This window comes from Acidobacteriota bacterium, from assembly GCA_016716905.1.
GTDB lineage: Bacteria > Acidobacteriota > Vicinamibacteria > Vicinamibacterales > SCN-69-37 > SYFT01.
In genome coordinates this window covers 1,706,026-1,730,011 of the sequence record JADJUS010000022.1, presented here as the reverse complement: position 1 = coordinate 1,730,011, position 23,986 = coordinate 1,706,026, and the positions used below count along the sequence as shown (strand labels likewise).

The window sequence follows — 23,986 nt, the reverse complement described above, 5'->3', positions numbered from 1 at the left end:
CGGGAGTAAAAACGACCTCTGAGGTAATTACCGTCGGCAACCTACCGGTAATTACCTCAGAGGTCGTTTTTACCTCAGAGGTCGTTTTGGCTACTTTCGCGTTGTCAGAGCGCCGCGCAGTTTGTCGGCGAGCGATCCAAAGCTCTCTGTCTGCGCCACCTCGACACGTTCGGTGTACTCGCGCATTTCCGCCGCTTCCTCAGCGGCACCAACCGCCTTGTGGCTCACGCGAATCCGTCGGCCAGACGCGTCGGCCTCGAGGACGATCACTTCGACATCAGCGCCCACAGGAAGCGCCTTCTTCACGTCCGCGCCTTTGTCCAGGCCCGTCTCGCTGAAGGGCATGAGGCCGGTCCGACCAGGGGCGAGAAACACGAAAACGCCGAATGACTCGTGACGCTCGACCTTGCCGGTCAGGCGCGCGCCCTGCACAATCCCGGTACGCGACGCAGCGGCAGTGCCGCTTGCCGGAGCCACGCCGCCGGCGCCGATCTTCGCCGACCCTTCCTCGACCATCGCCACGCCGATGCGCTTCTTCTCGAGGTCGATCCCCAGAATCTCGATCGACACCGTCGCACCGGGCGTGATTGACTTCGCCCACCCGCCGGACCCGCGCATGGGCGCAAACGTGGACATGTGCGCCAACCCTTCCACGCCCGGCTCCAGTTCCACGAACGCGCCGAAGTCGGCCACCCGAGTCACGCGGCCGGTCAGCACTTGTCCCACTTCATAGTTCGACGCGACCATCGACCACGGATCCGCGCTGAGCTGTTTCAGGCCCAACGCAATCTGCTGCGTCGCGTCGTCTATCCGCAGCACCTTGACGGTGATCTCTTCGCCGGGCGTCACCACCGACGCCGTGTCCGACACCCGGGCCCACGCCATCTCGGAGACGTGAAGCAGGCCCTGCACGCCGGCGCCGAGATCGACGAACGCACCAAAATCGCGCACCGACACCACACGGCCGGTCCTGACGTCGCCCACCGCAATGGACTTCCGGAGTTCCACCGCGCGCGCGGCCTGATCCTGTTCGAGCACCGCACGTCGTGAGACAACAAACTTCTGGCCGCCGTCGCGGTACTCGATGATCCGGAATGCATACACGCGACCTTCGTGGACGGACGCGTCCTCGGTGCGAATGGTGTCGAGCTGCGAGATGGGACAGAAGGCGCGCTGGCGTGCAATCGTCACTTCGACGCCGCCCTTCACCGCCGCACCCACTTTGCCCTCAACGGGCAGGCCCGCGCGGAACGCCTCTTCAAGCTGACCCGCGCTTGCGGCGCCAAGCGCCATCTTCCGCGAAAGTTTGAGCTCGCCGACGTTCGACACCACGGTGGCCTGAATGCGGTCGCCCACCGCTACCTCGATATCGCCCTCGTCATCCTTCAGCTCGTTGAGTTCGATGGTGGCTTCGCCCTTGCCCCCCACGTTGACAAACGCCACCTCAGCGCCGATCGCCACGATGGTGCCCTCTATGGTCTGGCCATTCCTGAAGCGCTTCGTTTTGGTGGACGCCTCGAACAACGCGGCAAAATCTTCCTCAGTCTCGCTCACAACACACTCCTCTCCTATGCTATCAGCCATGGGCATGATGTTTTCGTGTGAGCGGGAAGAGGGTGTGGCCGTCCTGCGGCTGGAACACGGCAAGGTCAATGCGATGGACCTGCCACTGTGCGACGCGCTAACGAAGCAACTGGCCGTACTGGCAGCTGATTCGTGTCAGGCCGTGGTGCTGACCGGCGCCGGCAATTCGTTTTGTGCCGGTGTGGATCTGGTGCGGCTCTCGGAGGGGGGCCCAGAGTACGTGAAGCAATTTCTGCCGGCGATGGACACGTTGTTTCACACGCTGCTCACGTTCCCGAAACCGATGGTGGCCGCGCTGAATGGGCATGCACTGGCCGGCGGCTGCATCATCGCGGCGTGTTGTGATTACGTGGTGATGGCCGACGGCCAGGGGCGGGTGGGTGTCACGGAACTGGCGGTGGGCGTGCCGTTTCCGATGCTGCCGTTGGAAATTGTGCGCGCCCGCGTGACTGAACGCGACGGCCGGGACCTGGTCTACAGCGCGCGCACCGTGCTGCCGGCCGAGGCGATGGCGATGGGTCTGGTGAACGAAGTGGTGCCCGCAGCCAGCCTGCTGCCACGCGCGATGGAGGCGGCCACTCGGTTTGCAGCGATTGCACCCGTCACCTTCGGGATCACGAAGCGAGCGATGCTGGCGCCCATTCTGGCGCGAGTGCGTGACGCGGCGGCCATTGATGCCGACGTCACCCGCGCCTGGCAGGGTGACGAGGTGCTCTCACGAGTGCGCGCATTTCTCGAGCGACGCGCCAAGCGGTAGTGGGAATCGCCCGAACTCAGGCCGGCCGATACGGCAGATAGTCGGGCGACCAGATGTTGGCGGTGACGCGGCGCTCGATGTCGGCATCGCTCATTTCAGGCGCGGCGCCTTCTTTGACCAGCGCCCGGCCGACGGCGATCGCCACCGCGTGGGAGATCTCGCGCAACTTCCCGAGCGGCGGGTAGATGGCGTCTCCGGGCCTGGTCGATGCACCGGTGAAGCCAAACAGTGCGTCGGCGGCTGCCGAGAACGCCACGTCGGGCAGCCATCGCGCCTGCACGGACGTGGCCCCGAGCCCGACGCCGGGGAAGATGAACACGTTGTTGCCCTGACCGATGCGGAACGTCTGCCCGTCGTACTCCACCGGGGCAAACGGGCTGCCGGTACCGACGACCGCCGCACCGCGCGTCCAGCGAATCACTTCACCCGGCGTCACTTCCACCTTGCTGGTGGGATTCGACAATGCCAGGACGATGGGGCGCGGGCAGGAATCCCACATGTCGTTGATGATCGCCTCGGTGAACGCTCCGGGTTGGCCCGACACGCCAACCAGCGCGTGCGGGTGAAATTCGCGCACGACATCGGCCAGCCGGAGCGTGCCGTCCGTGCTTTTGCGCCAGGTAGCCACGAGCGCAGGGTCTGCCGCCAGATCGCGCTTGGCGCCTTCAAGGCCCGGCCGGTCACCCACGATCAGGCCCTGCGAGTCGAGGCACAACACGCGGCGTGACAGGTCTGCGGCGGGCACGCCGGCCGCACGCATCGCGGCTCGCACGGCCAGTGCCGATCCGGCTCCCGATGCACCGGCGCCATAAAACACCACGCGGGCGTCGGTCAGGGGGCGTCCCACGCGGAGGAGCCCGGTGCGAATGCCGGCCACCACGACGGCTCCGGTGCCCTGAATGTCGTCATTAAACGAGAGCAGCCGCGTCCGATAGCGGTCGAGTACCTGGAAGGCATTCCTGTTGGAAAAATCCTCCCACTGGACGAGAGCGCGTGGGAACACCGTGGCGATGGCGTCTACCAATTCGTCAAGCAGCGCGAAGTACGGTTCACCCCGCAGGCGGCGATGGCGCGCGCCGAGATAGATCGGATCGTCGAGGAGTGCGGGATTGTCGGTGCCCACATCGAGATCCAGCGGAAGGCACCGTGCCGGATGAATGCCGGCTCCGGCGGTGTAGAGCGCGAGCTTGCCGATGGCAATCGGCATCCCGCCGACGCCCTGGTCGCCGATGCCGAGGATGGCTTCGTTGTCGGTGATGACGATCACACCGGGGTCATCACAAAAGCCGTTTTGCAGCACACTGACCAGCCGGCCGCGCTCGGCCTGCGTCACGTACAAGCCGCGCGCGCGGCGATAGATGTGGCTGTACTGCTCGCAGGCCTTGCCCACGGTCGGGGTGTAGATGATGGGCACCATTTCTTCGATGTGGTCGAGAATCAGGCGTCCAAAGAGGTGTTCGTTGCGATCCTGCAGGGCAGCCAGAAACAGGTACTTCCGGACGTCGTCGCCCGCCTTGAGGTAGTTGTCGTAGGCGCGCTTCAATTGCTCGGCCGGGGTCTGCACGGAGGCCGGGAGCAGCCCGAGGAGGCCAAGCTGCTCCCGCTCGTCGCGAGTGAAACACGTGCCCTTGTTCAGGAGGGGGTCCTCCTTCACCGCCGCGCCACGGGCGTATACCGCCATGTAGCGCTGCCGCGTTTCGGGATCAACCCTGGGCGCGAACCGTTTCACGCCATTCTGTACAGCAAGGTCGATGCCGTTGTGTGCACCCCGGACACGTGGGGATGGCTGAGGCACCCCGCTTTGGCTGGCGCGGGAACTGTCGGATGCTCAACACCCATGCGCAAGTTTCGGCAGTGGTCGGCGTTTCCGATGTGCGCGCCGGTGTATAAAGTGTGCTCGACGTGGCCGAATCGCACCCGCAACGCTTGAACGTCCTGGTCGGCTCTTCCCTGCTTGTGGGATTCGTGGCGCTATGGGTTTTCGTCAAGGGGCGCCCCCCGTGGGGCGACGAGTGGCATTTCCTCGAGACCGTGCGGTTGTTTGGGCAGGGTGTGTCGCTGGACCTGCTGCGAACCTACCCCGAGATGAGTGCGCCGCTCACGTATCTGACCTACTCCGCCTGGGGCCACGTGGCGGGCTTTTCCACGCCGGCCCTTCGCCTATTGTCACCGTTCATTGCGTGGGGTGCGGCCACAGTCTGGTGGTTCGCCATTCGTCGACACGTGCGCTCGGCACCCATGGCGCTTCTTGCGCTGGGCGTAATTGTCTTGAACCCGTATTTCGTCGGCTTGTCTGTGTTTGTGTTCACCGACATGTTGTCGCTGCTGGGTATGGCGCTGGTCGTGCTCGGCGTAGATTCGCGCAGACCCTGGCTCTCGGCGGTGGGCCTGATGGTGGCCACCACCGCGCGGCAGTACCTGGTGTTCCTGATACCGGCGCTGTTGATTGCGGACTTTCTGGTGAGGCCGCGGTCGGTGCGGCCGTGGAGGTTCACGATGTCAGCTCTGGTGGGAACACTTCCGCTGATTGCGCTCATCGCGTTGTGGGGGGGCCATATCGCGCCAGCCAGCGCGGTACGCGACACCTACCTGACCGAAGGCCTGCGCTTCGACCTGCATGCGCTCGCGCTCTACCTCGCGATGCCAGGCGCCTATCTCATTCTGCTGGCGTTGCCGATCGCCATCAGGATCAACGCGTCGATCTGGGGCGCCGCCGCCCTGGCGGGCCTGTTCGTGCTGGTGTTTCCCGTGCAGGCGTCGCTCGCGCAGACGCGCGAAGGGGCGATGACCGTGGGCTTCCTGCACCGGGCGCTGTCGTCCTACCTGCCGGCGTGGGGAACGATGGTGTTCTTCGCGGCCATGGCCACGCTGGGCACCGCCGCCCTGCTGTACTGCGGCCGTCGAACCCTCAGTAACTGGCGCACCGGGGCACGGCCGATGACCACGGTGTTTTTGTGGGCCGGGGTCGGATCGTTTCTGGTGGTGATGCCGTTCAGTTACATGCCGTGGGAAAAATACGCGCTGCCGCTGCTCATGCTGTCGTCGCTGATCTTCGCGAGGAATGCCGATGCGGTGGAGGACTCGACTTCTTAGCCTGCAGGGTTTTAGCTTCATGGTGAAAAGTTGACAGGCTCCTGCCGCAGGCGCAGACTCGAAGTGTAGGACTTCGTTGGAGGCCCCCATGCCGAGCTTGTTTCGCAAGGTCATGGTGGCGCTCACCGGCTCGCTCATCGTCATCAGCGTGGCCGCGCGCCAACCATCCGCTCAAACACCCACACAATCGCCGTATATCGGCGCAGACGCCTGCAAAGACTGCCACGCGGTGCAGTTCAGCTCGTGGGCTGAGACCAAACACAGCAAGGCGCTCAACAAGCTTCAGGCGGTTAACCGCGAGGGGAATGCCTGCATCAAGTGCCACGTGACGGGATCGCCCGAGATGATCGCGGCTGACGGGGCCATGCCAAGGTTCCCCAACGTGCAGTGCGAAGGGTGCCACGGCCCGGGCCGGGCGCATGTGGATGCGGCCACCACGGGCGATGCGGTCACCGCGAAGCCGGTGAAGACCACGGAAGACACGTGCGTGAGGTGCCACAACGACACCAGCCCGCACTACAAACCCTTCTACTACTCAGCCATGGTCGGGATGGTGCACAAGCACAAGTGATTTACGCCAGCGTCGCTCTGAGAAGCCGCAGCCAGTTGCCGTAGAGGAACTTCTCGATATCCGCATCGGGCCAGCCGCGTTCGATGAGCCGGCGAGTGACATTGCGCGCGTGAGAATGGTTGTTCAAGTCCGGCACGAAGTGAATGTGGCCCAGCACGGCACGTTCGGCGGGCGCGAGCCGGTTGAAGATGCGCTCGAAGAAATCAAAGCCGATCGCCACGGCGTCCCCGCCGGCCAGTGCTGCGATGTGCTCAACGTGATCGATGTACCGGTCAATCGTTGTCTCTTCCTTGGCCGGGCTCACAAGCACCGCGTTCACACCGATGACCCCGCCTGCTCCGCCGACGGCGCGAATCTGGTCGTCGCTCATGTTGCGCTCGATGTTGTAGAACTTCCGCGCGTTGCTGTGGCTCACGGCCAGAGGACGCGTGGCGATCGACAGGATATCGTCAAACCCCGCAGGGTTGATGTGCGCCAGATCGACCAGGATGCGCAACGCCTCACACTCGCGCACCACATCCTTACCAAAAGCCGTCAGGCCGTGACGCGATGAGCCCTGCGGCGCAAATACACCACCGTCGCCAGCCATGTTGCGCCTGACGTGCGTGAGCCCAATCACCCGCACACCCAGTTGATGAAAGATGTGCAGCAGATTGAGGTCGGTCCCCAGCGGCTCTACACCTTCCATGGTGATCACCAGCGCAATCTTGTGAGCCTCGCGCGCGGCGTCGATGTCGCGCAGATTGCGGCACACCACGAAGTCGCGAGCGGCCTCAGGATCCTGAGCCTCGGCGACGATGCGGGCAATCTGAGCCAGAGCCACGCGAAGCGCCATCTCGGGCACGTAGCGGTCCTCGAGGTAGATCGCGGCCGCGACCAGGCCCATGCCGCCGGCGCGCATGTCGTCGCGATAGTCGCGCACGAGCACCCCGGGTTCCCGGCGCTTCTCGTACAGATCCATCCCCAGGTCGTAGTGCAGGTCAATGAGACCCGGGGCGTGAAGGCGGTCAATGCGCGACTGCACGCGCGTCGGCTCCTTTTCCGTCTTCCATGCGCACAAGCAACCAGAGGGCGGCGGCCACAAGGCCCAGGGCGGCGGCCGACTGGAACGCAAACGGCCAGCCCCAGTGCTTGATCAGAATCGGCACCAGCGCGGTTGACACGACGCCGCCGAGGTTGCCGGCCATGTTCATGATGCCGCCTACGGTGCCGCTGTTCGCGCCGCCCAGGTCCATGGACGCCGACCAGTACGCCACTTCCGTACAGAGGAGAAACGCCACGGCCAGTGACAGCCCCGCCACCGCCAGCGTCTGATCCGCCACGTCCACGCCGAGCACGAGAAAGATCGACGAATGCACAAGGGCCGTCATGGCGACGATGCGGCGACCGAGGGTGGGGCCGTACTTGATAGAGAGGCGATCGCAGATGATGCCGGCCGCAGGCGCGAAGAACATTGCCAGCACAAACGGAATGCTGGTGTAGAAGCCGCTCGACATGATGCTCATCTGGCGCTGCTCCACCAGGAAGAGATACAGCCAGAAGACGAACATGAACAGGACATAGCTGTTGAAGAAGTAGCTGAGCGAGAGCAGTGAGACTCGACGGTCTTTCAGTGGCGCCCACCAGGCTTGCGCAGGGCCGGTGCCGACAGCCGCGGCGTCACCAATCGTGTCCAGGCGGGACCCGGCCGACCGATACCACGCCACAGTCAGCGCCAGAGCAAGGAGGGCGCAGACGTAGAACGACACGCGCCATCCAAAGTTCTCCATGGCCCACGACACCATCGGGGGCGTGAACGCGGAGCCAAACGCCATCGCAACGATCAGCGCGGAAAACGACGTGGCCCGGCTGGTGGGCGGCATCCAGCTGACAATGGCGCGCGCCGCCACGGGATACGCGGCGGCCTGGCTGGCGCCGAGCAGGAAGCGCAGCACGATGAGCATCACGAGCGAGGCCATGCCCGCAGGCACCAGCCATCCCGGCAGCAACCCGGTCAGCACCGTCGCCACGGTCCAGGCGATGGCGGCCCACCCGAGGATACGACCTGGCCCAAGCCTGTCGCCCGACACACCCCACGGCACCTGGAATAACGCGTAGCCGAGCATGAACGCGCTGAAGACGCGGCCCATCTGGACTTTGTCCAGTTGCAGCTCGGTCATCATGAACGGCGACGCCACGGAAATATTCATCCGCAGCACGTACGCCATCAGGCTGAAAGCACTGAGAAGCACCATGATGGTGCGGCGTGAGGTTGTTGGCACGCGCCGATGATGGCAGAATTCGGCGGTCAGATGGCAGCGGATTCTCTACTCACCCACCTTCTGCGCGATGCACGCGTGCCCCTTGGCGGTGGGTGCCTCTGCCTGGCCGGTGACTGCCCCAATTGCCTGGCGACGGTGGACGGCGTTTCCTACGTGCGGACGTGCCAGGTCGCGTTCAGAGAGGGCGCAGCGGTAACTCCGCACGCGGCGAACGGCGAGCTACCGCCACTTGAGAGTGTGGGTGAACGGCCTCCTGCCACCGCTCGAACCATGCACTGTGATGTCGTGGTCATCGGCCAGGGTCCGGCCGGCCGCGCGGCCGCAACCGACGCGCGAGCCACAGGCGCCCATGTCGTCACTCTCGACGCGCGTGACGGCCAGGAGGTGATCGGGATCTATCCCGGGCCGCTGGTCGTGGCCCGCACTGAAGGCGGCATGCGGCATCTGTACCCTCGCGGCGAAATCGTGGTGGCCACGGGCGCATCGGAAATCCAGCCGGCTGTACCAGGCAATCACCTGCGCGGCCTTGTCACCGCTCGTGCAGCCGCGGAACTGGCGGCCGCGGGCGTCCCGCTCGGGCGTGTAGTGGCTGTGGGCACGCCGCCCGAAGGGGTGTCGTACGAACAGGCCTCGGGCACCCTTGTGCGCTTCGAACCTTCGTCGGACTCTGCGCGACTGGGCGCGGTCGTCATGCGTGACGCTGAAGGCGCTGAGACCCGTTGGCCCTGCGAGACGGTCTCGCTCGGCCTTGGCCTCACGCCTCGGGATGCGTTGCTGCGGATGGCCCGCGGCATGAACGTCCGAGGTGTTGGCGATGTGCTCCTTCCAGCGCACGTGCCGCCATGCCCCCAGGAGGGCGTCGTCTGTCCCTGCGCCGGTGTGACAGTCGCCGACCTCGCTTCGGTGCACGCGCGCGGCTTCCACGAACTGGAGTTGGTCAAACGCGCCACACTTGCGGGCACCGGCCCATGCCAGGGCGCTGCGTGTGTCCCGCACATCCGGGCGTTCCTTGCCGCGCAGGGCGCCGCACTGCAACCGCCCTTCACTGCCCGTCCAGTGACCCGGCAGCTCACAATTGGCGAAGTGGCGGCCGGCGCGCATCATGCCGCGACTCCGCGCACAGCCCTTCACGAAGAACATCTTGCCCTGGGCGCCACCATGGAACGGCTCGGCGGCTGGTGGCGGCCCTGGCACTACGGCGACGTCGGGGCCGAGTACGCGGCTGTGCGAAATGGCGTGTCCATCTGTGACGTGAGCACACTCGGCAAGATGCAGGTGTCGGGCCCCGGCACGCTGGCGCTGCTCGAACACCTGTATCCGGTCCCCATTTCATCGCTCGCGCCCGGCCGTGCACGGTACGTCTTCATGCTCGACGAACGTGGCTACGTGATAGACGACGGGATGGTGGCTCGCGAGAGCGATACGCGATTCATGGCGACGTTTACCAGCGGCGGCGCCACATTCGCGGAAATGTGGGTGCGCGACTGGGCCGAATCACTCGGGGTCGATGTGCGCGTGATGAACCAGACGTTTTCACTCGGCGCCATCAACGTGACTGGACCACGAGCTGCGGAACTGCTCGCCCGAGCCGGTGTCAGCGCGCCGCCGGCGTTCCTCCATCATGGCCAGGCCGACGTGGCCGGGGTGCCCTGCCGCATCTATCGCCTCAGCTTCACCGGCGAGGTGTCGTTCGAACTGCACCACGCCGCTGCGGATTCGGTCCGGCTCTGGCGCGCGCTTCTGTCGCTCGGCCAGGATCTGGGCATTCGTCCCCACGGGCTTGAGGCGCTCTTGAAGCTTCGCCTCGAAAAGGGCCACCTCATCGTGGGACAGGACACCGACTTTGATTCGTCTCTGCGCAGGCTCGGCTGTGAATGGGGCGTGCGACTGGACAAACCGGCGTTCATCGGCCGGCAGGCCGTGCTTCGCACCAATCGTCTGCCGCTCGACCGCCAACTCTGCGGCTTTGAGATGGACGCCGCCAAGACGACCTCAGAGGTCGTTGTTTTTCTGAGAGGAGAAAAAGAAACGACCTCAGAGGTCCGTTTTCGGACACCTGCCGAAGGCGCGACGATCTGGGACGGCGAGGACCTGGCGGGCGTGGTCACCTCCACGACCTGGTCGCCGACGCTGGGCAAGTCCGTCATGCTCGGCTGGCTCAGGCTGAAAGACGGTGCGCTGCCGACCGACGTCACCATTGACGACCGCCCGGCGCGGCGAGTGCCCACGCCGTTTTATGACCCGGAGGGACGCCGTGCGCGTGGTTGAGCGCCTAAACGCCACGCGCATCGTTGCAGCGCCGGCAGCGATCGACACGGCGGTGTGGCCGCAAGGGGCGCTCGTGTTGCGCCTTGCACCCGATGAGGTGCTGGTCACGGCACCGGTCATTGTGGGCGGCGTAGATGATCCGCACGCGATCGTTGAGCGCGAAACGGGCTTCTCGGCGGTGTGGGTGGACAACTCCCTGGCGATGGACTTTCTTGAGCGCGAGTGTGACTGGGAGTTGCCGCGTCCGCGGCCGGCGTTTGCTCAGGGCCTGGTTGCGGGCTTGCCTCTGAAGCTGTGGTTTGAGCAGGACCGGGTGCTCATGGTTGTCGCATCTCCGTTCGCGGCTGATCTCGCGGAGCGACTGCGATGAACGAGTTCGTCGAGCGCGCGATCGACCTGCGCTGGCCGACGGCGGTCAAACGCGCCTATGACGTGGTGATCATCGGCGGCGGCGGTCACGGGTTGGCCACGGCGTATTATCTTGCTACCAGGCACGGCATCACCAACGTCGCCGTGCTTGAGCGCAGTTACATCGGCGGCGGTAACTCCGGTCGCAACACGACGATCATCCGGGCGAACTACGGAATTCCTGAAGCTGTGCGGTTTTATCAGCGCAGCGTAGATCTCTACGCCCACCTCGAACGGGAAACGGATCGCGAGTTGATGCACCGTACAAAAGGCCTGCTCTGGATTGCCCACAGCGAAGCGGGCATCAGGCAGGAACGCGCACGCGCGGCGATCAATAGCGCGTGCGGCGCCGCGACTGAATACGTGGACCCTGCCGCCATCCGCGAGATCTGTCCACAGATTGACCTGACCGGCGGCGGTGTGTGGCCGGTGTACGGCGCGTCGTATCACCCCGCCGGCTCGACGGCGCGCCACGACCGCGTGGTCTGGGCGTACGCCGAAGGCGCAATGCGCCTTGGTGTTGATGTCTTTCAGCGTACCGGGGTCACCGGCATCCGGATGGATCGCGGCAGGGTCACGGGTGTCGAAACCGCCGATGGCCCCATCGCAGCGGGCATTGTGCTTTCTGCGGTGGGCGGCCATGTCACGACCATCGCCTCAATGGTCGGGTTGCGTTTGCCCATCCGCACGCATCCCCTGCAGGCATTCGTCACGAACCGCTACGCGCAGGGCTTCCACCCGATCGTCGCTTCGTCTGGCCTCGGCGGATACGCCTCTCAGACGGCGAAAGGCGAGATGCTCATCGGCGCAGAAATCGATCGAGCGCCGAGCTACGCCTACGACTCGGGCCATCCGTTCCTGCAGCACTGTGCGTTTCGCATGACGACGCTGCTGCCGTTCCTGCGCGATCTCCGGGTGCTGCGCCAGTGGACCGGCGTCTGTGACATGAGCACAGACTACTCGCCCGTCATGGGACTCACCGGAGTGGACGGCTTCCTCATCACGACAGGCTGGGGCACCTGGGGCTTCAAGGCCATTCCCGCTGGCGGCGAGCAGCTGGCCGCGCTCATCGCCACTGGCCGGACTCCGGATTTGATTGCGCCCTTCTCTCTCGATCGATTTGCGCTGGACAGGACGATGGCCGATCGCGGATCGGCGGGGACGCACTGATGACACACCATCGGCTTCGCATCCATTGTCCGCAGTGTGGTGTGCGCGCGGTTGAGGAGTTTGTGTACGGAGAGATCCCGGCCACGCCCGACACGCTGACCGATCCAGATGCGCGCGATGTGGACCGCGCGTTCATGCACAGCAATCACGAAGGACCGGTCGCCGAGCGCTGGTTCCATTCGTTCGGCTGCCGGCGCTGGTTCACCGTGCGCCGCGATACGCGCACGAACGAGATGCTGTGAACCAGTGTGGCTTGGATGCGTATTTCGTAGCGCGCGCTGGGTCTCAAGCGCGCGGACGCCCGCGGCCTTGAGGTTCAGGCCGCGCTACGTTCGGAAAGACTCGACGGTGCTACCCCTGCCGGAGTGACTCGACTTTCGTGTCGCGCTCGGAGGCGAGGCGTTCCCGTTCGCGCCTGAACCGCCGGCTGGTTTCCTCGATTGCCTCAGGATCGGCGCCAAGCATCTGATTCATCGCCGACTGCTGCAAGATGTCCTGCTCGGCGATCTTCGCGTCATAGACGCTGCGCACCTCGGCAATCGCGGCCTTCTGCTCGTCGGTCATCGGCCGGCTGGTGACGCCTTCATCCGAGTCTTTCTTGCGAAGCCGCTCCATTGCCAGCTCGAACGAAGATTTCAGTCCACCGGTATCGGCCATGCCCCAAGCTTAACCGTTGAGGTGGCATAATGCGCGCCGGAGGCCTCACATGCGATTGCTGGTTCTATCCCTGGCGGCGGGAGCTCTGCTGTCGCAGCAGGCGCCCCGCTTCGAATCCGTGCAACCCGAACTGTTCGCCACACCCGGCGCGTTTGTGAACGCGTGGGCCGACTATGACAATGACGATGACCCGGATGTGTTTGTGGGGTTTAATGGCGCGCCCAATCGCCTGTATCGCAACAACAACGGGACGTTTGTTGACGCCGGCCGCACGGCCAACGTGGCGGACGCGCGTGCCGTTCGCGCCGCGGCCTGGGGTGATATGGACGCCGATGGCGACGCCGACCTGCTCGTCGGGTTTACGCCAGGTACCCAGTCGCTCCTGCGGTTGTACCGGAATGACGCCGGACGGTTCTTCGATGTGACCGAAGCGACCGGGCTGGTGGTGATGGCCGGCGCACTGCGGCAACCGGCGTGGATCGATTTTGACAGCGACAACGATCTGGACCTCTTTATCGCGTTTCGAGACAAGCCGAACTCGTTGTACCGGAATGACGACGGGCGCTTCACCGATGTCGCCGCGGAGGTTGGTGTGGCTGATGCGCGCAAGAGCGTCGGGGCCATCTGGTTTGATGCTGATGCCGACGGCGACATGGACCTCTATGTGGGCAACATGGACGGCGATGCCAACGGCTTGTTCGTCAACAACCGAGGAACGTTTACCGACGAAGCCGAACGCCGCGGAGTGGCGTGGGCCGGACGAACACCCAAGGACGCCACCAACGGCACGGTGCGTCCCTGTGCTGCTGATGTGAACAACGACGGCCGCTTTGATTTGTTCGCGGCGAACTACGGAAGGAACGGACTGTTTCTCAGCAACGGCCGAGGCTTCGACGACCGATCGGCCGCCTGGGGCATCGACATCGACGCGCGGTACGACACGTGTGCCTTCGCCGACGTGGACCACGACGGCCTGGTCGACCTGTACGTGAACGGGACCATCACCGGCGGCGTGCAGTATCGGGACCACCTCTTCATGAACACCGGAAAGGCCTACGAGGATCGGACGCCCGAGAATGTGAAGGCGTTTGCGGCCGACCACGGGGCATCGTGGGCGGACGTGGACGCCGATGGGGCGGTGGACCTGGCGCTCACGGGATCGCAGGCCGACGGCATGCACGCGATACTGCGAAACGTGCTGCCGGCCGCGAACCAGCGGTCCATCAGTGTTCGTGTGCTTGACGGACGCGGTCGCGCCACACGCGCAGGCGCCGAGGTTCGGGTCTACGCCGAAGGGTCGCGCCGCCTCATCGGATCGGGCCTGGTGGACTCGGGGTCCGGGTACAACATGCAGAACGACCTGCCGGTACACATCGGAATCGGCACGGCGTTGCGCGTGGACGTGGAAGTCACGTGGCCGGGACTTGGTAAGCGCGCGGTGACACGTGTCACGGGCGTTCAGGCCGGGGAACGACGCGCGATTCTCACACGCTGAGATCGCGCCTCAAGAGCATTCACCATGAAGGGCATGGAGTTCCATGAAGGATTCATGAGGCCGTCAGAAGCGCGGCGTTGAGGGCCCGGCTCCGCCGGGCTGCGCGATCGGAAGGAAGCCACACACGAACACAGCGGGAACGTAAAACGACCTCTGAGGTAATTACCTCAGAGGTCGTTTTTGGCGATCGCTGCGTTCGTGTGTGGCTTCCTTCCGATCGTGCTTGCCGCCGAAGGCGGCACTCAACGCCGCGCCTTCATGGTCCTTCATGGATCTTCATGGTGATCCCGAAGACCACCAGCACTTAACGCGGTAGCAACTTCGGCCGCGAGGCGGCGTTCGCGAGATCCCAGCTCGTCTGGTACACGAGGCGCGCAACCTTCTCCATCTTCGGGTAGTTGATGCGCTCGGGACGATCCTGCGGCGTGTGGTAATCCAGATGCAGCCCGGTGAACACCCACACGCCAGGTACGCCGTGCTGGATGAACGGCCACTGGTCGCTGCGGCGCATCAACTGTGACGCGTTGTTGTCATACCGATAGCGGATCTCGAGTTTCTGGCTCCCGTTGGCCGCGTTGATCGCCGTCCGCAGATCGGGACTGCGCACACCGCCGATGATGTTGAGCGCGTTGGCGTTTGACTCGGCCGTCTGCGGCTCCAGGCCGTTGAACCGGCCTCCACCGCCGCCCCGGCCTTGCGGGGCGCCACCGGCCGCGGCGGGAGGCGCCGGCGCCGGCACCTCCTCGTTGCGCCCAATCATGTCCATGTTCAGCACGGCAACAATGTTGGCCAGGGGTACCGTCGGGGTCTCGGTGTATGCCCACGCGCCCAGCAGCCCGCGCTCTTCCGAATTGAACTGCGCGAAGAGGATAGACCGTTTCGGCCGTTGTCCCTGGGCCGCGGCAGCGACGTACGCCTCCGCAATCTCCAGCACCGCCACCGTCCCCGACCCATCATCGTCGGCCCCGTTCATGATCTGCGTGCCGTTCACGCCGTCGTGATCGAAGTGGGCGGAGACAACGACCCACTCGTTCTTGAGCTGCGGGTCGCTGCCTTCAATCATCGCGAGGACATTGCGGTCGGGCACGGCCGTGCGATTGACGCTGGTGGTCAGGCGCACCTGTGCGCCGGGCAAGGCGACGGGCGTGATGGCTTTGCCGGTGTCGGCAGACCGCGAAAGATCCTCGAGTGTGCGGCCCGATCCCTTGACCAGCGTCGCCGCGAGTTCCGCCGAAATCTGCGCAGCAGGAATGGTGATGCTCTTCATCCACGTCTCGAGGGAGTAGGTGCCGAGTCGAGACGGTTGCGCCGGCCAGGCGCCGCCCGCGGTGACGTTGGCGCCTCCACCGGGATGGTTGTGCACGTCACTGACATAGAGGATGCCGATGGCGCCGTGCGCCTGTGCGGCCTGGGCCTTGCGAAGCGCGCCTCCCACATCTGATGTCACGACACCATCGAAGCGGCTCGCCGGGTCGCGCTCACCAGGCTCGTGATCGACGACCAGCACGAAGGCGCCCTTGACGATGTCCGAGGCGTAGTCGTCGTAACCCATGTCGCGCGCCGTGATGCCGAAGCCGGCAAACACCACCGGCCCGCTGGCTTCGGCAGTCGCACTGAAGCGCTGTGTGAAGTAGCCCGCGCCGTGTGCCACGGGTGTGCCGTTGATCTCGAGCGCGTTCGTTGGCCCAAGCGCGACGGTCATGAGGTTGTAGTCCTGGTAGTAGCCAGGGATGGCGGGCGCCAGGCCCAGCCGCTCGAAGCGAGACTTAATCCACTCGGACGCGATACGGTTCTCGGGTGTATTCGTCAGCCGGCCTTTCATCGCATCCGAGCCAAGGAAGTACAAGTCGGCTTTCATGTCGGCCTGACGGATGGTGTCGATTGCCGGCGCTGGACGCTGCTGCGCCACTGCTGCCACAGAAATCGCAGAGACAAAAAGGGCTGTTGCTCGCATCTTCATTGCTGCCTCCCAAACACAAGCCACACGGACAGGCGACCACCTGAGACCGTGCGCGACTGCGCACGCTCGATGGGCGCGTCGAGTTGCACGCGCAAGGCGCGCTTCTCTGAGAGCCGGACGTCGGCGCCCAGACCGGGCAGTATCGCCCAGTCTGACTCGCGCGATCGAATCAACACGCCACCCATCGTCTGCACGAAGAAGACCGTGCGACGGCTGGTGTCGCCGAACTTCACGCGTACGCCCGCCAGCGCGCGCCAGTCGTTGTGCCCTTCGCGGCGCGTGCCGCCGCCTTCAACCACGCCGGCGAACCTGCCAAATCGACGGGCGGCGGTGACACCGCCACCGAAATGGACTTTCGATGAATCTTCACGCCGAATCAGGTGGGGCCCGAAGCCGGCCTCCCAGCCGTCCTGCGCCTCGGCATTGACGGGCAGCAGAATTCCGAGCGAAATCAACAGCAATACAGCGATACGCATTGGCAGGAACGCTATCACGCCGGCGATGCATCACACGTGTGGCTGCTATATGATTCGCCAGCCATGAGCTCGACGAAACGACCGTCAACGGTCCTCTGTTCGATGCTGCTGGCTTCCCTGCTCGGGGGCGGCTGCGTTTCGCACGCGCGCCTCGACCCTCAGGACTCCACCACCAGGCTTCGCACCCTCACCGGCACTGTACCCGCCGGAGACATCCGGATAGACGATGGGTTGACTGCGGATGAGGCGGTGGCGATGGCGTTGTGGAACAACGCGGCCTTTCACGTCAGCATCAGCGAACTGGGGTTCGCGCGCGCCGACCTGCTTGACGCGGGGTTGCTGACCAACCCGGTGCTGTCGTTGCTCTTTCCCATCGGCCCCAAACAACTCGAGGCCACCTTGCGATGGCCGGTGGAGCTGCTGTGGCAGCGGCCGCGCCGGGTGGCGGCGGCACGACTGGCTGGTGATGCGGCCGCCGAGAAGCTGGTGTCGGCAGGCCTGGACCTCGTCCTGTCGGTACGGATTGCGTATGCCGACCTGAGCCTCGCGATCGATCGCGAGCAATTGGCGAAAGAGGCGGCCTCGCTCCTTGCGCGCATCGGCACCTTGACCCAGTCTCGACTCTCAGTCGGAGACATCAGCCGATTGGAGGCACGGGCCGTGGAAGTGGACGCCGCGCGCGGCACTCAGGACGCAGAACGCGCGGCTCACGACGTCACGATTGCCCGCGAACGGTTGCGCGCGCTCCTCGGGCTTCCGGCTGACGCCGTGTTCCCGTCCCTGGCCGACGCCTCAGCGCCTACGGCCGAGTGCCGCCCAACGCCCGATCTTCTGCGAGAAGCGCTGGTCGCGCGACCCGATGTGCGGGCCGCTGAAATAGGCATCGAGGCCGCCGCCGCCAAACTCGGGTGGGAAAAATCACGAGTGCTTGCGTTGACGGCCGTGCTTGACGCGAACGGCGAGGGGCGCGACGGCTTCGAGGCCGGACCGGGTCTCGACCTCGGCCTGCCCTTGTTCAACAGGAATCAGGGCGGGCGCGCACGCGCCGAGGCCGAACTGCAGCGGGCGTCTGCCTCATACCTCGCGGTGCAGCACCGGGTGGCCCTGGAACTGCGCGAGGCCGCGGCGCAATTTGACCAGGCTCAGCAGTCACTAGCCACCTGGCGCACGACCATCACGATGCCGCTGCAGACCAACGTGGCTGAGGCCCAGGCGGCATTCGAAGCCGGTGATACCTCGACCCTCTTCGTGCTTGAACACACACGCCGCCTGGCCGACGCCAGGCTCCGCGAACGCGAGTTCGAGGCCGACCGGCAACGCGCCAGAGCTCGCGTCGAACGGGCGTTGGGCCGCTCGTGTGGTGCGCCATCTCAGGAGACACCTCGTGACCGCTAAGAGACGTGTGTTGGCTGTTCTATCTGTGTTGTTCACCGTGGGCGTGGTCGCGTGTGGGCGAAGCACCCCGCCCGCAGCCACGGCCGTGCCGGCTGCGAAGGTCACGGACAAAGTGACGGAGAGTTCGCTCACCACCATCACGCTCACGGCCGACGCCGAAAAGCGGCTCGGCATCGAAACCGCGGCGGTCGAACAGAAAGGCGTCATCCGTACCCGTACGGTCGGTGGCGAAGTGATGGCCGCCGGCGGCGCAGAAAGCACGATCACAGCGCCGTTCGCGGGCACGCTTGAGGCCTCGGACGCCAACGCGTCGGTGGGTTCCACGGTCCGAAAAGGCACCACGATTTTCCGACTCGTGCCGTTCGCCGCCACCGAACGTGACGCGCGCATCGAGGCGGAGCGCGCGGTTGGCGAGGCCACCGGCCGACAGGAGATGGCGGCCAGGAAATCCGAGCGTGCAACAAAACTCGCCCAGGACGGCGCCGGCAGCCGGCGTGCCGCCGAAGAGGCCCAAGCCGAACTGGCGGTCGCCAACGCCGCGCTCAAGGCCGCTCGCGACCGGCTCACCCTCGCGTCAGGAGGCGTCAACGCCTCGGGCGCCATCGCGCTTGTGGCCGCGTACGACGGCTTGCTGCGCGCAGTCCATGCCGGGCCTGGCCAGACCGTCGCCGCCGGCGCGCCAATCGCCGACCTTGTGCGCCTCGACACCGTGTGGATTCGCGTACCCCTGTACGCCGGCGACATCGGCAATATCGATCGGGGCGCCGTGGCCCATGTCTTGACGCTTGGCGCGGCCGACACAGCCGCCGGCTCGGTCGCCAGGCCGATTGCGGCGCCGCCCTCCGCCGATGCGTCTACGGCGACCGTCGATCTCCATTTCAGCCTGGCCAATGCCGGCGGGGCTCTTCGGCCCGGCCAACGCGTCAGCGTTCGCCTTCCGCTCACGGGCGCGACCAGCAGTCTGGTGGTGCCGCAGGCGGCGTTGCTGCACGACGCCTTCGGCGGCACCTGGGTCTATGAGGCGCGCGGCCAACACGTCTTTGTCCGAAGGCGTGTCTCGGTCATCGACATGGTGGGCACCATGGCCGTGCTCGACCACGGTCCGGCTCCGGGCACGCGCGTCGTCACCGCCGGTGCCGCGGAACTCTTCGGCACGGAATTCGGCGTCGGCAAATGATGCGCGGGCTGGTTTCGGCGGCACTGCGGCTACGCATCCCTGTAGTCGCGCTCTCGATCCTCCTGATCGTTGCCGGCATCAACTCGGCCAGCAAGGCCCCGTTTGATGTCTTCCCCGAGTTCGCGCCACCCCTGGTTGAGATTCAGACCGAGGCTCCGGGGCTCTCCAGTTCCAGTGTCGAGGCGCTCATCAGCGTCCCGCTCGAAGCGGCAATGAACGGCGTGCCGGGCCTGAAGACGCTGCGCTCGAAGTCGGTGCTGGGCCTCTCGTCGGTGGTCCTGATCTTCGAGACGGGCACCGACCGCATCCCGGCGCGCCAGCTCGTGCAGGAGCGCCTGGCGCGAGTCGCCACCACACTGCCTGCGGCCGCCCATCCTCCTGTCATCCTGTCGCCGCTTTCGTCGCTGAGCCGCGTGATGAAAATCGGGATGTCCTCCGCGACGCTCTCGCAAGTCGAGCTGACAACCCTCGCGAAATGGACGATCCGCCCGCGCCTCATGTCGATTCCCGGAGTGGCCAATGTGGCCATCTGGGGCCAGCGCGATCGTCAATTGCAGGTCCTGGTCGATCCGGATCGCCTCCGCTCCAACGGCGTGTCGCTGCAGGACGTGCTGACGTCCACAGGCGACGCGACATCGGTCGCAGCCGGCGGCTTTATCGAAACACCGAATCAGCGGCTCGCTGTCGCACACGCGCCGTCGGTGAAGGACGCCGCCGATCTGGGCACGATGGCCATCACCACCAGGCCGGGCTCGCCCGGCCGAAGCCCTGGCGGCGTACGGCAACTTCGTGATGTGGCCACAGTCACCGAAGGATTCCCTCCTCCCATCGGCGACGGCATCATCAACGACGGTCCCGGCCTCCTCCTCATCGTCGAGAAGCAGCCTGAAGGCAACACGCTGCAGGTCACACGCGATGTCGAGGCGGCGCTCGAGGCCCTGAAGCCGGGCCTGACGGGCGTCGTCGTTGATTCCACGATCTTCAGGCCCGCGACATTCATCGAGATGTCGCTCTCGAACCTCAACCGCGCGCTCCTCATCGGTTGCGTGCTCGTTGTCATCGTGCTGGCGCTGTTCCTGTGGGACTGGCGCACGGCCGTCATCAGCCTGACGGCCATCCCGGTGTCGCTGCTCACGGCGGCCCTGGTGCTGTACTACCGGGGCGGCACGCTCGACACGATGGTCATCGCGGGCCTCATCATCGCGTTGGGCGAAGTGGTAGACGACGCGATCATTGATGTGGAAAACATCGTCCGCCGCCTGCGGATTAATCGGGGGCTGGCCCAGCCACGGCCGGCGTTCCCGGTGGTGCTGGAGGCATCGCTTGAAGTGCGCAGCGCCGTCGTCTACGGCAGCGTGATCGTCGTGCTCGTGTTCCTGCCGGTGTTCATGCTGGAGGGGCTGTCGGGCGCGTTCTTCAGGCCACTCGCGATGTCCTATGTATTGGCCATTGCCGCGTCGCTGCTGGTGGCGCTGATCATCACGCCGGCGATGTCGTTGCTGCTGTTGCCGCAGGCGGTGCATGAGCGCGAAGCGCCATTGGTGTCGTGGCTCAAGTCGTACTATCGCCGATGGCTGCCAGGATTGGTGGCGGCGCCAAGGCGGGCGCTGGTGATTGTGGCGGTCTCGCTGACCACGACCGCGGCCGCGTATTCCCTGCTGGGTGAAGAGTTTCTGCCGCACTTCAAGGAGTACGACTTCCTGATGCATTGGGTCGAAAAGCCCGGCACGTCGCTGGACGCCATGAACCGCATCACCATTCGCGCGAGCAAGGAACTGCGCGCGATTCCCGGAGTCAGGAACTTCGGTGCGCATGTGGGCCGGGCAGAAGTGGCCGACGAGGTCGTCGGCATCAACTTCACAGAGCTCTGGATCAGTCTCGATCCATCCGTGGACTACGCGACCACAGTGGCCAAAGCCCAGGAGGTGGTGGACGGCTATCCGGGCTTGCAGCGCGATCTATTGACCTACCTGCGTGAACGCATCAAGGAAGTGTTGACTGGAGCGAGCGCGACCATCGTGGTGCGAATCTTCGGCCCTGACCTGGATGTGCTGGCAACCAAGGCCGCAGAAGTCGGGAAAGCGATTAGCGCCGTGAACGGCGCGGCGGACGTCAAAGTACAGGCGTTGACGCTCGTGCCGCACGTGGAGATTGCGTACCGCCCTGATCGAGCGCGGCAGGTGGGAGTGACGCCGGCGGATGTCCGGAACACCGTGGCGACCATGCTGCGGGGCACGAAGGTGGGCGAAGTCTACGACCAGCAGAAGGTGTTTGATGTGGTCGTGTGGAGCACGCCCGAAACGCGATCTGACTTGTTCGCGCTGCGGCGTATGCCGATTGAGTTGCCCAACGGCGGCTACGCGCCGCTGTCATCGGTGGCCGATGTCACGATCCTGCCGACACCGAACGAAATCACGCGAGAAGGCGGGTCGCGCCGCATCGACGTGACAAGCAACGTGCGCGGGCGCGATCTCGGCGCCGTGGCCCGCGACATCGAAGCCGCAGTGGCGACGATCCCCTTCGCGACGGGTTATCACCCCGAGGTTTTGGGCGAGTATGCCGCGCGCGAACAATCGCAGCGCCGGTTGCTTGCACTCGGCGCGTTGTCGTTGCTGGGCATTCTGCTTGTGCTGCATGTGGACTTCGGGTCGGCTCGCATGGTGGCGCTCATCGCCCTGACCATTCCGTTCGCGCTGATCGGCGGCGTTGCCAGCGTGTTCCTGAGCGGAGGCGTGTTGTCACTCGGGTCGCTCGTCGGGTTTGTCACGGTACTCGGTATCGCCGCGCGCAACGGCATCATGCTGGTCAGTCACTATCGCCACCTTGAGCGCGAGGAAGGGGTGCCGTTCGGGCCGGAACTCGCGATGCGCGGCGCCGAGGAACGGCTGGCGCCGATTCTGATGACCGCCCTTGTGACTGGCCTGGCACTGGTGCCGATCATCATGGGTGGGGACAAGTCTGGCCACGAGATCGAGCACCCGATGGCGGTGGTCATCCTGGGCGGCCTCGTGACCTCAACCGTGCTCAATCTCTTCCTGCTTCCGGCCATTTACCTGCGCTTTGGCAGGCAGTCTGAGCCGGGCGTGTAGATTTGACTCGGTCGGCAGTACGTCTTTGACTGGCCGGGGGAGAATCGCGGTTATTGCCCAGTTTTTCACACAAAACCAGTACGTCACGATTCTTGCAGTGTCTCAGGTCGGAGGCACTAAATGACGATTCTCAAGACTTCAGCGCTCTCTCTCGGCCTGGTCGGCGCGTATGCGCTCGGCGTGTGGACGGCGCCCCACTTCACCACTTCGTCGCAGACCGAAAACGTGGCACAAGTGGCGCAGTTGAACGTATCGGAACCCGGCGTCGCAGCTCCCAGACCGCCCGAACGTGCGGCGCGTGCAAACGCCGCGCTTGCCAGCACCCTGACCGTCTCGGACGCTCCGGTACTGACACATGCCAGCTCTATCCTCAATCGGGGGACGGATGTGGGGATGGCGTCAGACGGGTTCCGTGACGCGACGGAGTTCATCTCAGTGGCGTACGCCTCGAAGAACACAGAGATTCCGTTCATGCTGCTCAAACACCGCGTGTTGACGGAAGGCCTGACGCTGTCGGAGGCCATTCGCGCATCACGGCCCGACCTGGACGCCGTGCGTGAAATGGACCGCGCCCGCACAAAAGCGCGCGCCGACCTCTCGCGCCTGAGCAGTTAAGCCCAGGGAATTTCACCATGAAGGAGTGAAGTTCCATGAAGGGCGGGGTTGGGTGCCGCCTTTGGCGGCAGGCACAGCCGGATGGAAGTCACGAACGAACGCAGAAATAGCAAAACGGCTGCGTTCGTTCGTGACTTCCATCCGACCGCGCTGGCCCAGCGAAGCTGGGCCCCCAACCCACACCTTTCTTTGACCTCTTCCTCGGCAGGCGCATTACTCTTCATGGATCTTCATGAGCTTCATGGTGAGTAAACCTGCAAGGGGGACAAGCCGAGTACACTGAACTGGTGTCGGCGTCCCCGCCAACGCCCGTCTTCATCGCCCGGGGCCTCACCAAGGTCTATCCCATGGGCGATGTCGTGGTTCACGCCCTGCGCGGGGTGGATTTTGAACTCTACCCCGGTGAACTCGTCGTGCTGCTGGGGCCTTCCGGGAGCGGTAAATCCACTCTCCTCAACATCCTCGGCGGTCTCGACGTCCCCACCGAAGGCCACGTCGTCTACCGCGATCACGACCTGACGGTGGCTGGCGAGGCTGCGCTGACCGAATACCGACGCGATCACGTCGGGTTCGTGTTTCAGTTCTACAACCTCATTCCGAGTCTGACGGCGCGCGAGAACGTGGCACTGGTCACGGAAATCTCCACCAATCCGATGACGCCGGAACACGCGCTTGAGCTTGTCGGCCTCGGCCCGCGGCTTGACCACTTCCCCGCGCAGTTGTCGGGTGGCGAGCAGCAGCGCGTCGCCATCGCGCGCGCAATTGCCAAACAGCCGGACGTCCTCCTCTGCGACGAGCCCACCGGCGCCCTCGACATCACGACCGGTATCGTCGTTCTCGAAGCCATCGCAAAGGTGAACAAGGAGCTGGGCACGGCGACCGTGGTGATCACACACAACGCCGCCATTGCCGGCATGGCGGATCGCGTGGTGCGGCTCGCAGACGGTCACGTCACAGGCGTGGAACGCAACGCGGCCAAGGTGGCCGTGCAGGACATGCAGTGGTGAGCC

General features: G+C 65.1%; 20 protein-coding genes. 13 read left to right on the top strand and 7 right to left on the bottom strand.

Annotated elements, in window-relative coordinates; all coding sequences use genetic code 11:
* Positions 1 to 90: 90 nt before the first annotated feature.
* Positions 91 to 1,554 (bottom strand): S1 RNA-binding domain-containing protein, encoded by a 1,464-nt coding sequence (locus IPL75_23555; GenBank protein ID MBK9243169.1) that lies wholly within the window; start codon positions 1,552 to 1,554, stop codon positions 91 to 93.
* A gap of 28 nt (positions 1,555 to 1,582) precedes the next feature.
* On the opposite strand from IPL75_23555, the gene IPL75_23550 reads away from it, so the two are divergent.
* Positions 1,583 to 2,341: an enoyl-CoA hydratase/isomerase family protein gene (locus tag IPL75_23550; protein ID MBK9243168.1), complete on the top strand. Its 759-nt coding sequence runs from the start codon at positions 1,583 to 1,585 to the stop codon at positions 2,339 to 2,341.
* Positions 2,342 to 2,357: 16 nt separating this feature from the next.
* Here IPL75_23550 and IPL75_23545 read toward each other — a convergent pair whose 3' ends face one another.
* On the bottom strand, positions 2,358 to 4,070 hold the full coding sequence (locus IPL75_23545) for an NAD-dependent malic enzyme (protein MBK9243167.1): 1,713 nt from the start codon (positions 4,068 to 4,070) through the stop codon (positions 2,358 to 2,360).
* A 173-nt stretch (positions 4,071 to 4,243) separates the two neighbouring features.
* On the opposite strand from IPL75_23545, the gene IPL75_23540 reads away from it, so the two are divergent.
* Positions 4,244 to 5,434: a hypothetical protein gene (locus IPL75_23540; GenBank protein ID MBK9243166.1), complete on the top strand. Its 1,191-nt coding sequence runs from the start codon at positions 4,244 to 4,246 to the stop codon at positions 5,432 to 5,434.
* A gap of 88 nt (positions 5,435 to 5,522) precedes the next feature.
* Positions 5,523 to 6,005, top strand: coding sequence for a hypothetical protein (locus tag IPL75_23535; protein ID MBK9243165.1), 483 nt, complete (start codon positions 5,523 to 5,525; stop codon positions 6,003 to 6,005).
* A gap of 1 nt (position 6,006) precedes the next feature.
* Here the strand turns inward: IPL75_23535 and IPL75_23530 are convergent, their stop codons facing one another.
* Together IPL75_23530 and IPL75_23525 are read right to left on the bottom strand one after the other, a co-directional pair.
* Positions 6,007 to 7,029: a membrane dipeptidase gene (locus IPL75_23530; GenBank protein ID MBK9243164.1), complete on the bottom strand. Its 1,023-nt coding sequence runs from the start codon at positions 7,027 to 7,029 to the stop codon at positions 6,007 to 6,009.
* Complete coding sequence (locus IPL75_23525; GenBank protein ID MBK9243163.1) at positions 7,013 to 8,266, bottom strand: MFS transporter; 1,254 nt, start codon at positions 8,264 to 8,266, stop codon at positions 7,013 to 7,015. Before IPL75_23525 ends, IPL75_23530 begins: the two co-directional genes overlap by 17 nt.
* A gap of 30 nt (positions 8,267 to 8,296) precedes the next feature.
* On the opposite strand from IPL75_23525, the gene IPL75_23520 reads away from it, so the two are divergent.
* From IPL75_23520 to IPL75_23505, 4 genes are read left to right on the top strand one after another with little or no spacing between them, the layout of a single operon-like run.
* Positions 8,297 to 10,534 carry a (2Fe-2S)-binding protein gene (locus IPL75_23520; GenBank protein MBK9243162.1) on the top strand — a complete coding sequence of 746 codons (2,238 nt, stop codon included), beginning with the start codon at positions 8,297 to 8,299 and terminating at the stop codon, positions 10,532 to 10,534.
* Positions 10,527 to 10,904 (top strand): hypothetical protein, encoded by a 378-nt coding sequence (locus IPL75_23515; GenBank protein MBK9243161.1) that lies wholly within the window; start codon positions 10,527 to 10,529, stop codon positions 10,902 to 10,904. Before IPL75_23520 ends, IPL75_23515 begins: the two co-directional genes overlap by 8 nt.
* On the top strand, positions 10,901 to 12,112 hold the full coding sequence (locus tag IPL75_23510; protein MBK9243160.1) for an FAD-dependent oxidoreductase: 1,212 nt from the start codon (positions 10,901 to 10,903) through the stop codon (positions 12,110 to 12,112). Before IPL75_23515 ends, IPL75_23510 begins: the two co-directional genes overlap by 4 nt.
* Entirely contained in the window at positions 12,112 to 12,354 is a 243-nt protein-coding gene (locus IPL75_23505; protein ID MBK9243159.1) for a sarcosine oxidase subunit delta, read from the top strand. Before IPL75_23510 ends, IPL75_23505 begins: the two co-directional genes overlap by 1 nt.
* Positions 12,355 to 12,463: 109 nt before the next feature.
* Here IPL75_23505 and IPL75_23500 read toward each other — a convergent pair whose 3' ends face one another.
* Positions 12,464 to 12,769, bottom strand: coding sequence for a hypothetical protein (locus tag IPL75_23500; protein ID MBK9243158.1), 306 nt, complete (start codon positions 12,767 to 12,769; stop codon positions 12,464 to 12,466).
* A gap of 49 nt (positions 12,770 to 12,818) precedes the next feature.
* On the opposite strand from IPL75_23500, the gene IPL75_23495 reads away from it, so the two are divergent.
* The gene (locus IPL75_23495; protein MBK9243157.1) at positions 12,819 to 14,264 is read left to right on the top strand and encodes a CRTAC1 family protein; all 1,446 of its coding nucleotides are present in this window, start codon (positions 12,819 to 12,821) and stop codon (positions 14,262 to 14,264) included.
* A gap of 304 nt (positions 14,265 to 14,568) precedes the next feature.
* On the opposite strand, the gene IPL75_23490 is transcribed toward IPL75_23495, so the two are convergent.
* Together IPL75_23490 and IPL75_23485 are read right to left on the bottom strand one after the other, a co-directional pair.
* Positions 14,569 to 16,224 (bottom strand): M28 family peptidase, encoded by a 1,656-nt coding sequence (locus IPL75_23490; protein ID MBK9243156.1) that lies wholly within the window; start codon positions 16,222 to 16,224, stop codon positions 14,569 to 14,571.
* The gene (locus tag IPL75_23485; GenBank protein MBK9243155.1) at positions 16,221 to 16,700 is read right to left on the bottom strand and encodes a hypothetical protein; all 480 of its coding nucleotides are present in this window, start codon (positions 16,698 to 16,700) and stop codon (positions 16,221 to 16,223) included. The genes IPL75_23490 and IPL75_23485 overlap by 4 nt, the downstream gene beginning before the upstream one ends.
* Positions 16,701 to 16,763: 63 nt before the next feature.
* Here IPL75_23485 and IPL75_23480 point away from each other — a divergent pair, with 63 nt between their 5' ends.
* From IPL75_23480 to IPL75_23460, 5 genes are all read left to right on the top strand, one after another.
* On the top strand, positions 16,764 to 18,095 hold the full coding sequence (locus IPL75_23480) for a TolC family protein (GenBank protein ID MBK9243154.1): 1,332 nt from the start codon (positions 16,764 to 16,766) through the stop codon (positions 18,093 to 18,095).
* A 10-nt stretch (positions 18,096 to 18,105) separates the two neighbouring features.
* Positions 18,106 to 19,272: an efflux RND transporter periplasmic adaptor subunit gene (locus IPL75_23475; GenBank protein ID MBK9243153.1), complete on the top strand. Its 1,167-nt coding sequence runs from the start codon at positions 18,106 to 18,108 to the stop codon at positions 19,270 to 19,272.
* The gene (locus IPL75_23470; protein MBK9243152.1) at positions 19,272 to 22,361 is read left to right on the top strand and encodes an efflux RND transporter permease subunit; all 3,090 of its coding nucleotides are present in this window, start codon (positions 19,272 to 19,274) and stop codon (positions 22,359 to 22,361) included. The genes IPL75_23475 and IPL75_23470 overlap by 1 nt, the downstream gene beginning before the upstream one ends.
* Before the next feature lie 120 nt (positions 22,362 to 22,481).
* The gene (locus IPL75_23465; GenBank protein ID MBK9243151.1) at positions 22,482 to 22,976 is read left to right on the top strand and encodes a hypothetical protein; all 495 of its coding nucleotides are present in this window, start codon (positions 22,482 to 22,484) and stop codon (positions 22,974 to 22,976) included.
* A 347-nt stretch (positions 22,977 to 23,323) separates the two neighbouring features.
* The gene (locus IPL75_23460; protein MBK9243150.1) at positions 23,324 to 23,983 is read left to right on the top strand and encodes an ABC transporter ATP-binding protein; all 660 of its coding nucleotides are present in this window, start codon (positions 23,324 to 23,326) and stop codon (positions 23,981 to 23,983) included.
* The last annotated feature ends 3 nt before the right edge of the window (positions 23,984 to 23,986 follow it).

Coding starts and splice junctions, on each gene's coding strand:
- IPL75_23550 (MBK9243168.1), top strand. CDS start 1,583: ATGGGCATGATGTTTTCGTGTGAGCGGGAAGAGGGTGTGGCCGTCCTG.
- IPL75_23535 (MBK9243165.1), top strand. CDS start 5,523: ATGCCGAGCTTGTTTCGCAAGGTCATGGTGGCGCTCACCGGCTCGCTC.
- IPL75_23520 (MBK9243162.1), top strand. CDS start 8,297: ATGGCAGCGGATTCTCTACTCACCCACCTTCTGCGCGATGCACGCGTG.
- IPL75_23510 (MBK9243160.1), top strand. CDS start 10,901: ATGAACGAGTTCGTCGAGCGCGCGATCGACCTGCGCTGGCCGACGGCG.
- IPL75_23505 (MBK9243159.1), top strand. CDS start 12,112: ATGACACACCATCGGCTTCGCATCCATTGTCCGCAGTGTGGTGTGCGC.
- IPL75_23500 (MBK9243158.1), bottom strand. CDS start 12,769: ATGGCCGATACCGGTGGACTGAAATCTTCGTTCGAGCTGGCAATGGAG.
- IPL75_23495 (MBK9243157.1), top strand. CDS start 12,819: ATGCGATTGCTGGTTCTATCCCTGGCGGCGGGAGCTCTGCTGTCGCAG.
- IPL75_23490 (MBK9243156.1), bottom strand. CDS start 16,224: ATGAAGATGCGAGCAACAGCCCTTTTTGTCTCTGCGATTTCTGTGGCA.
- IPL75_23485 (MBK9243155.1), bottom strand. CDS start 16,700: ATGCGTATCGCTGTATTGCTGTTGATTTCGCTCGGAATTCTGCTGCCC.
- IPL75_23480 (MBK9243154.1), top strand. CDS start 16,764: ATGAGCTCGACGAAACGACCGTCAACGGTCCTCTGTTCGATGCTGCTG.
- IPL75_23470 (MBK9243152.1), top strand. CDS start 19,272: ATGCGCGGGCTGGTTTCGGCGGCACTGCGGCTACGCATCCCTGTAGTC.
- IPL75_23465 (MBK9243151.1), top strand. CDS start 22,482: ATGACGATTCTCAAGACTTCAGCGCTCTCTCTCGGCCTGGTCGGCGCG.
- IPL75_23460 (MBK9243150.1), top strand. CDS start 23,324: ATGGGCGATGTCGTGGTTCACGCCCTGCGCGGGGTGGATTTTGAACTC.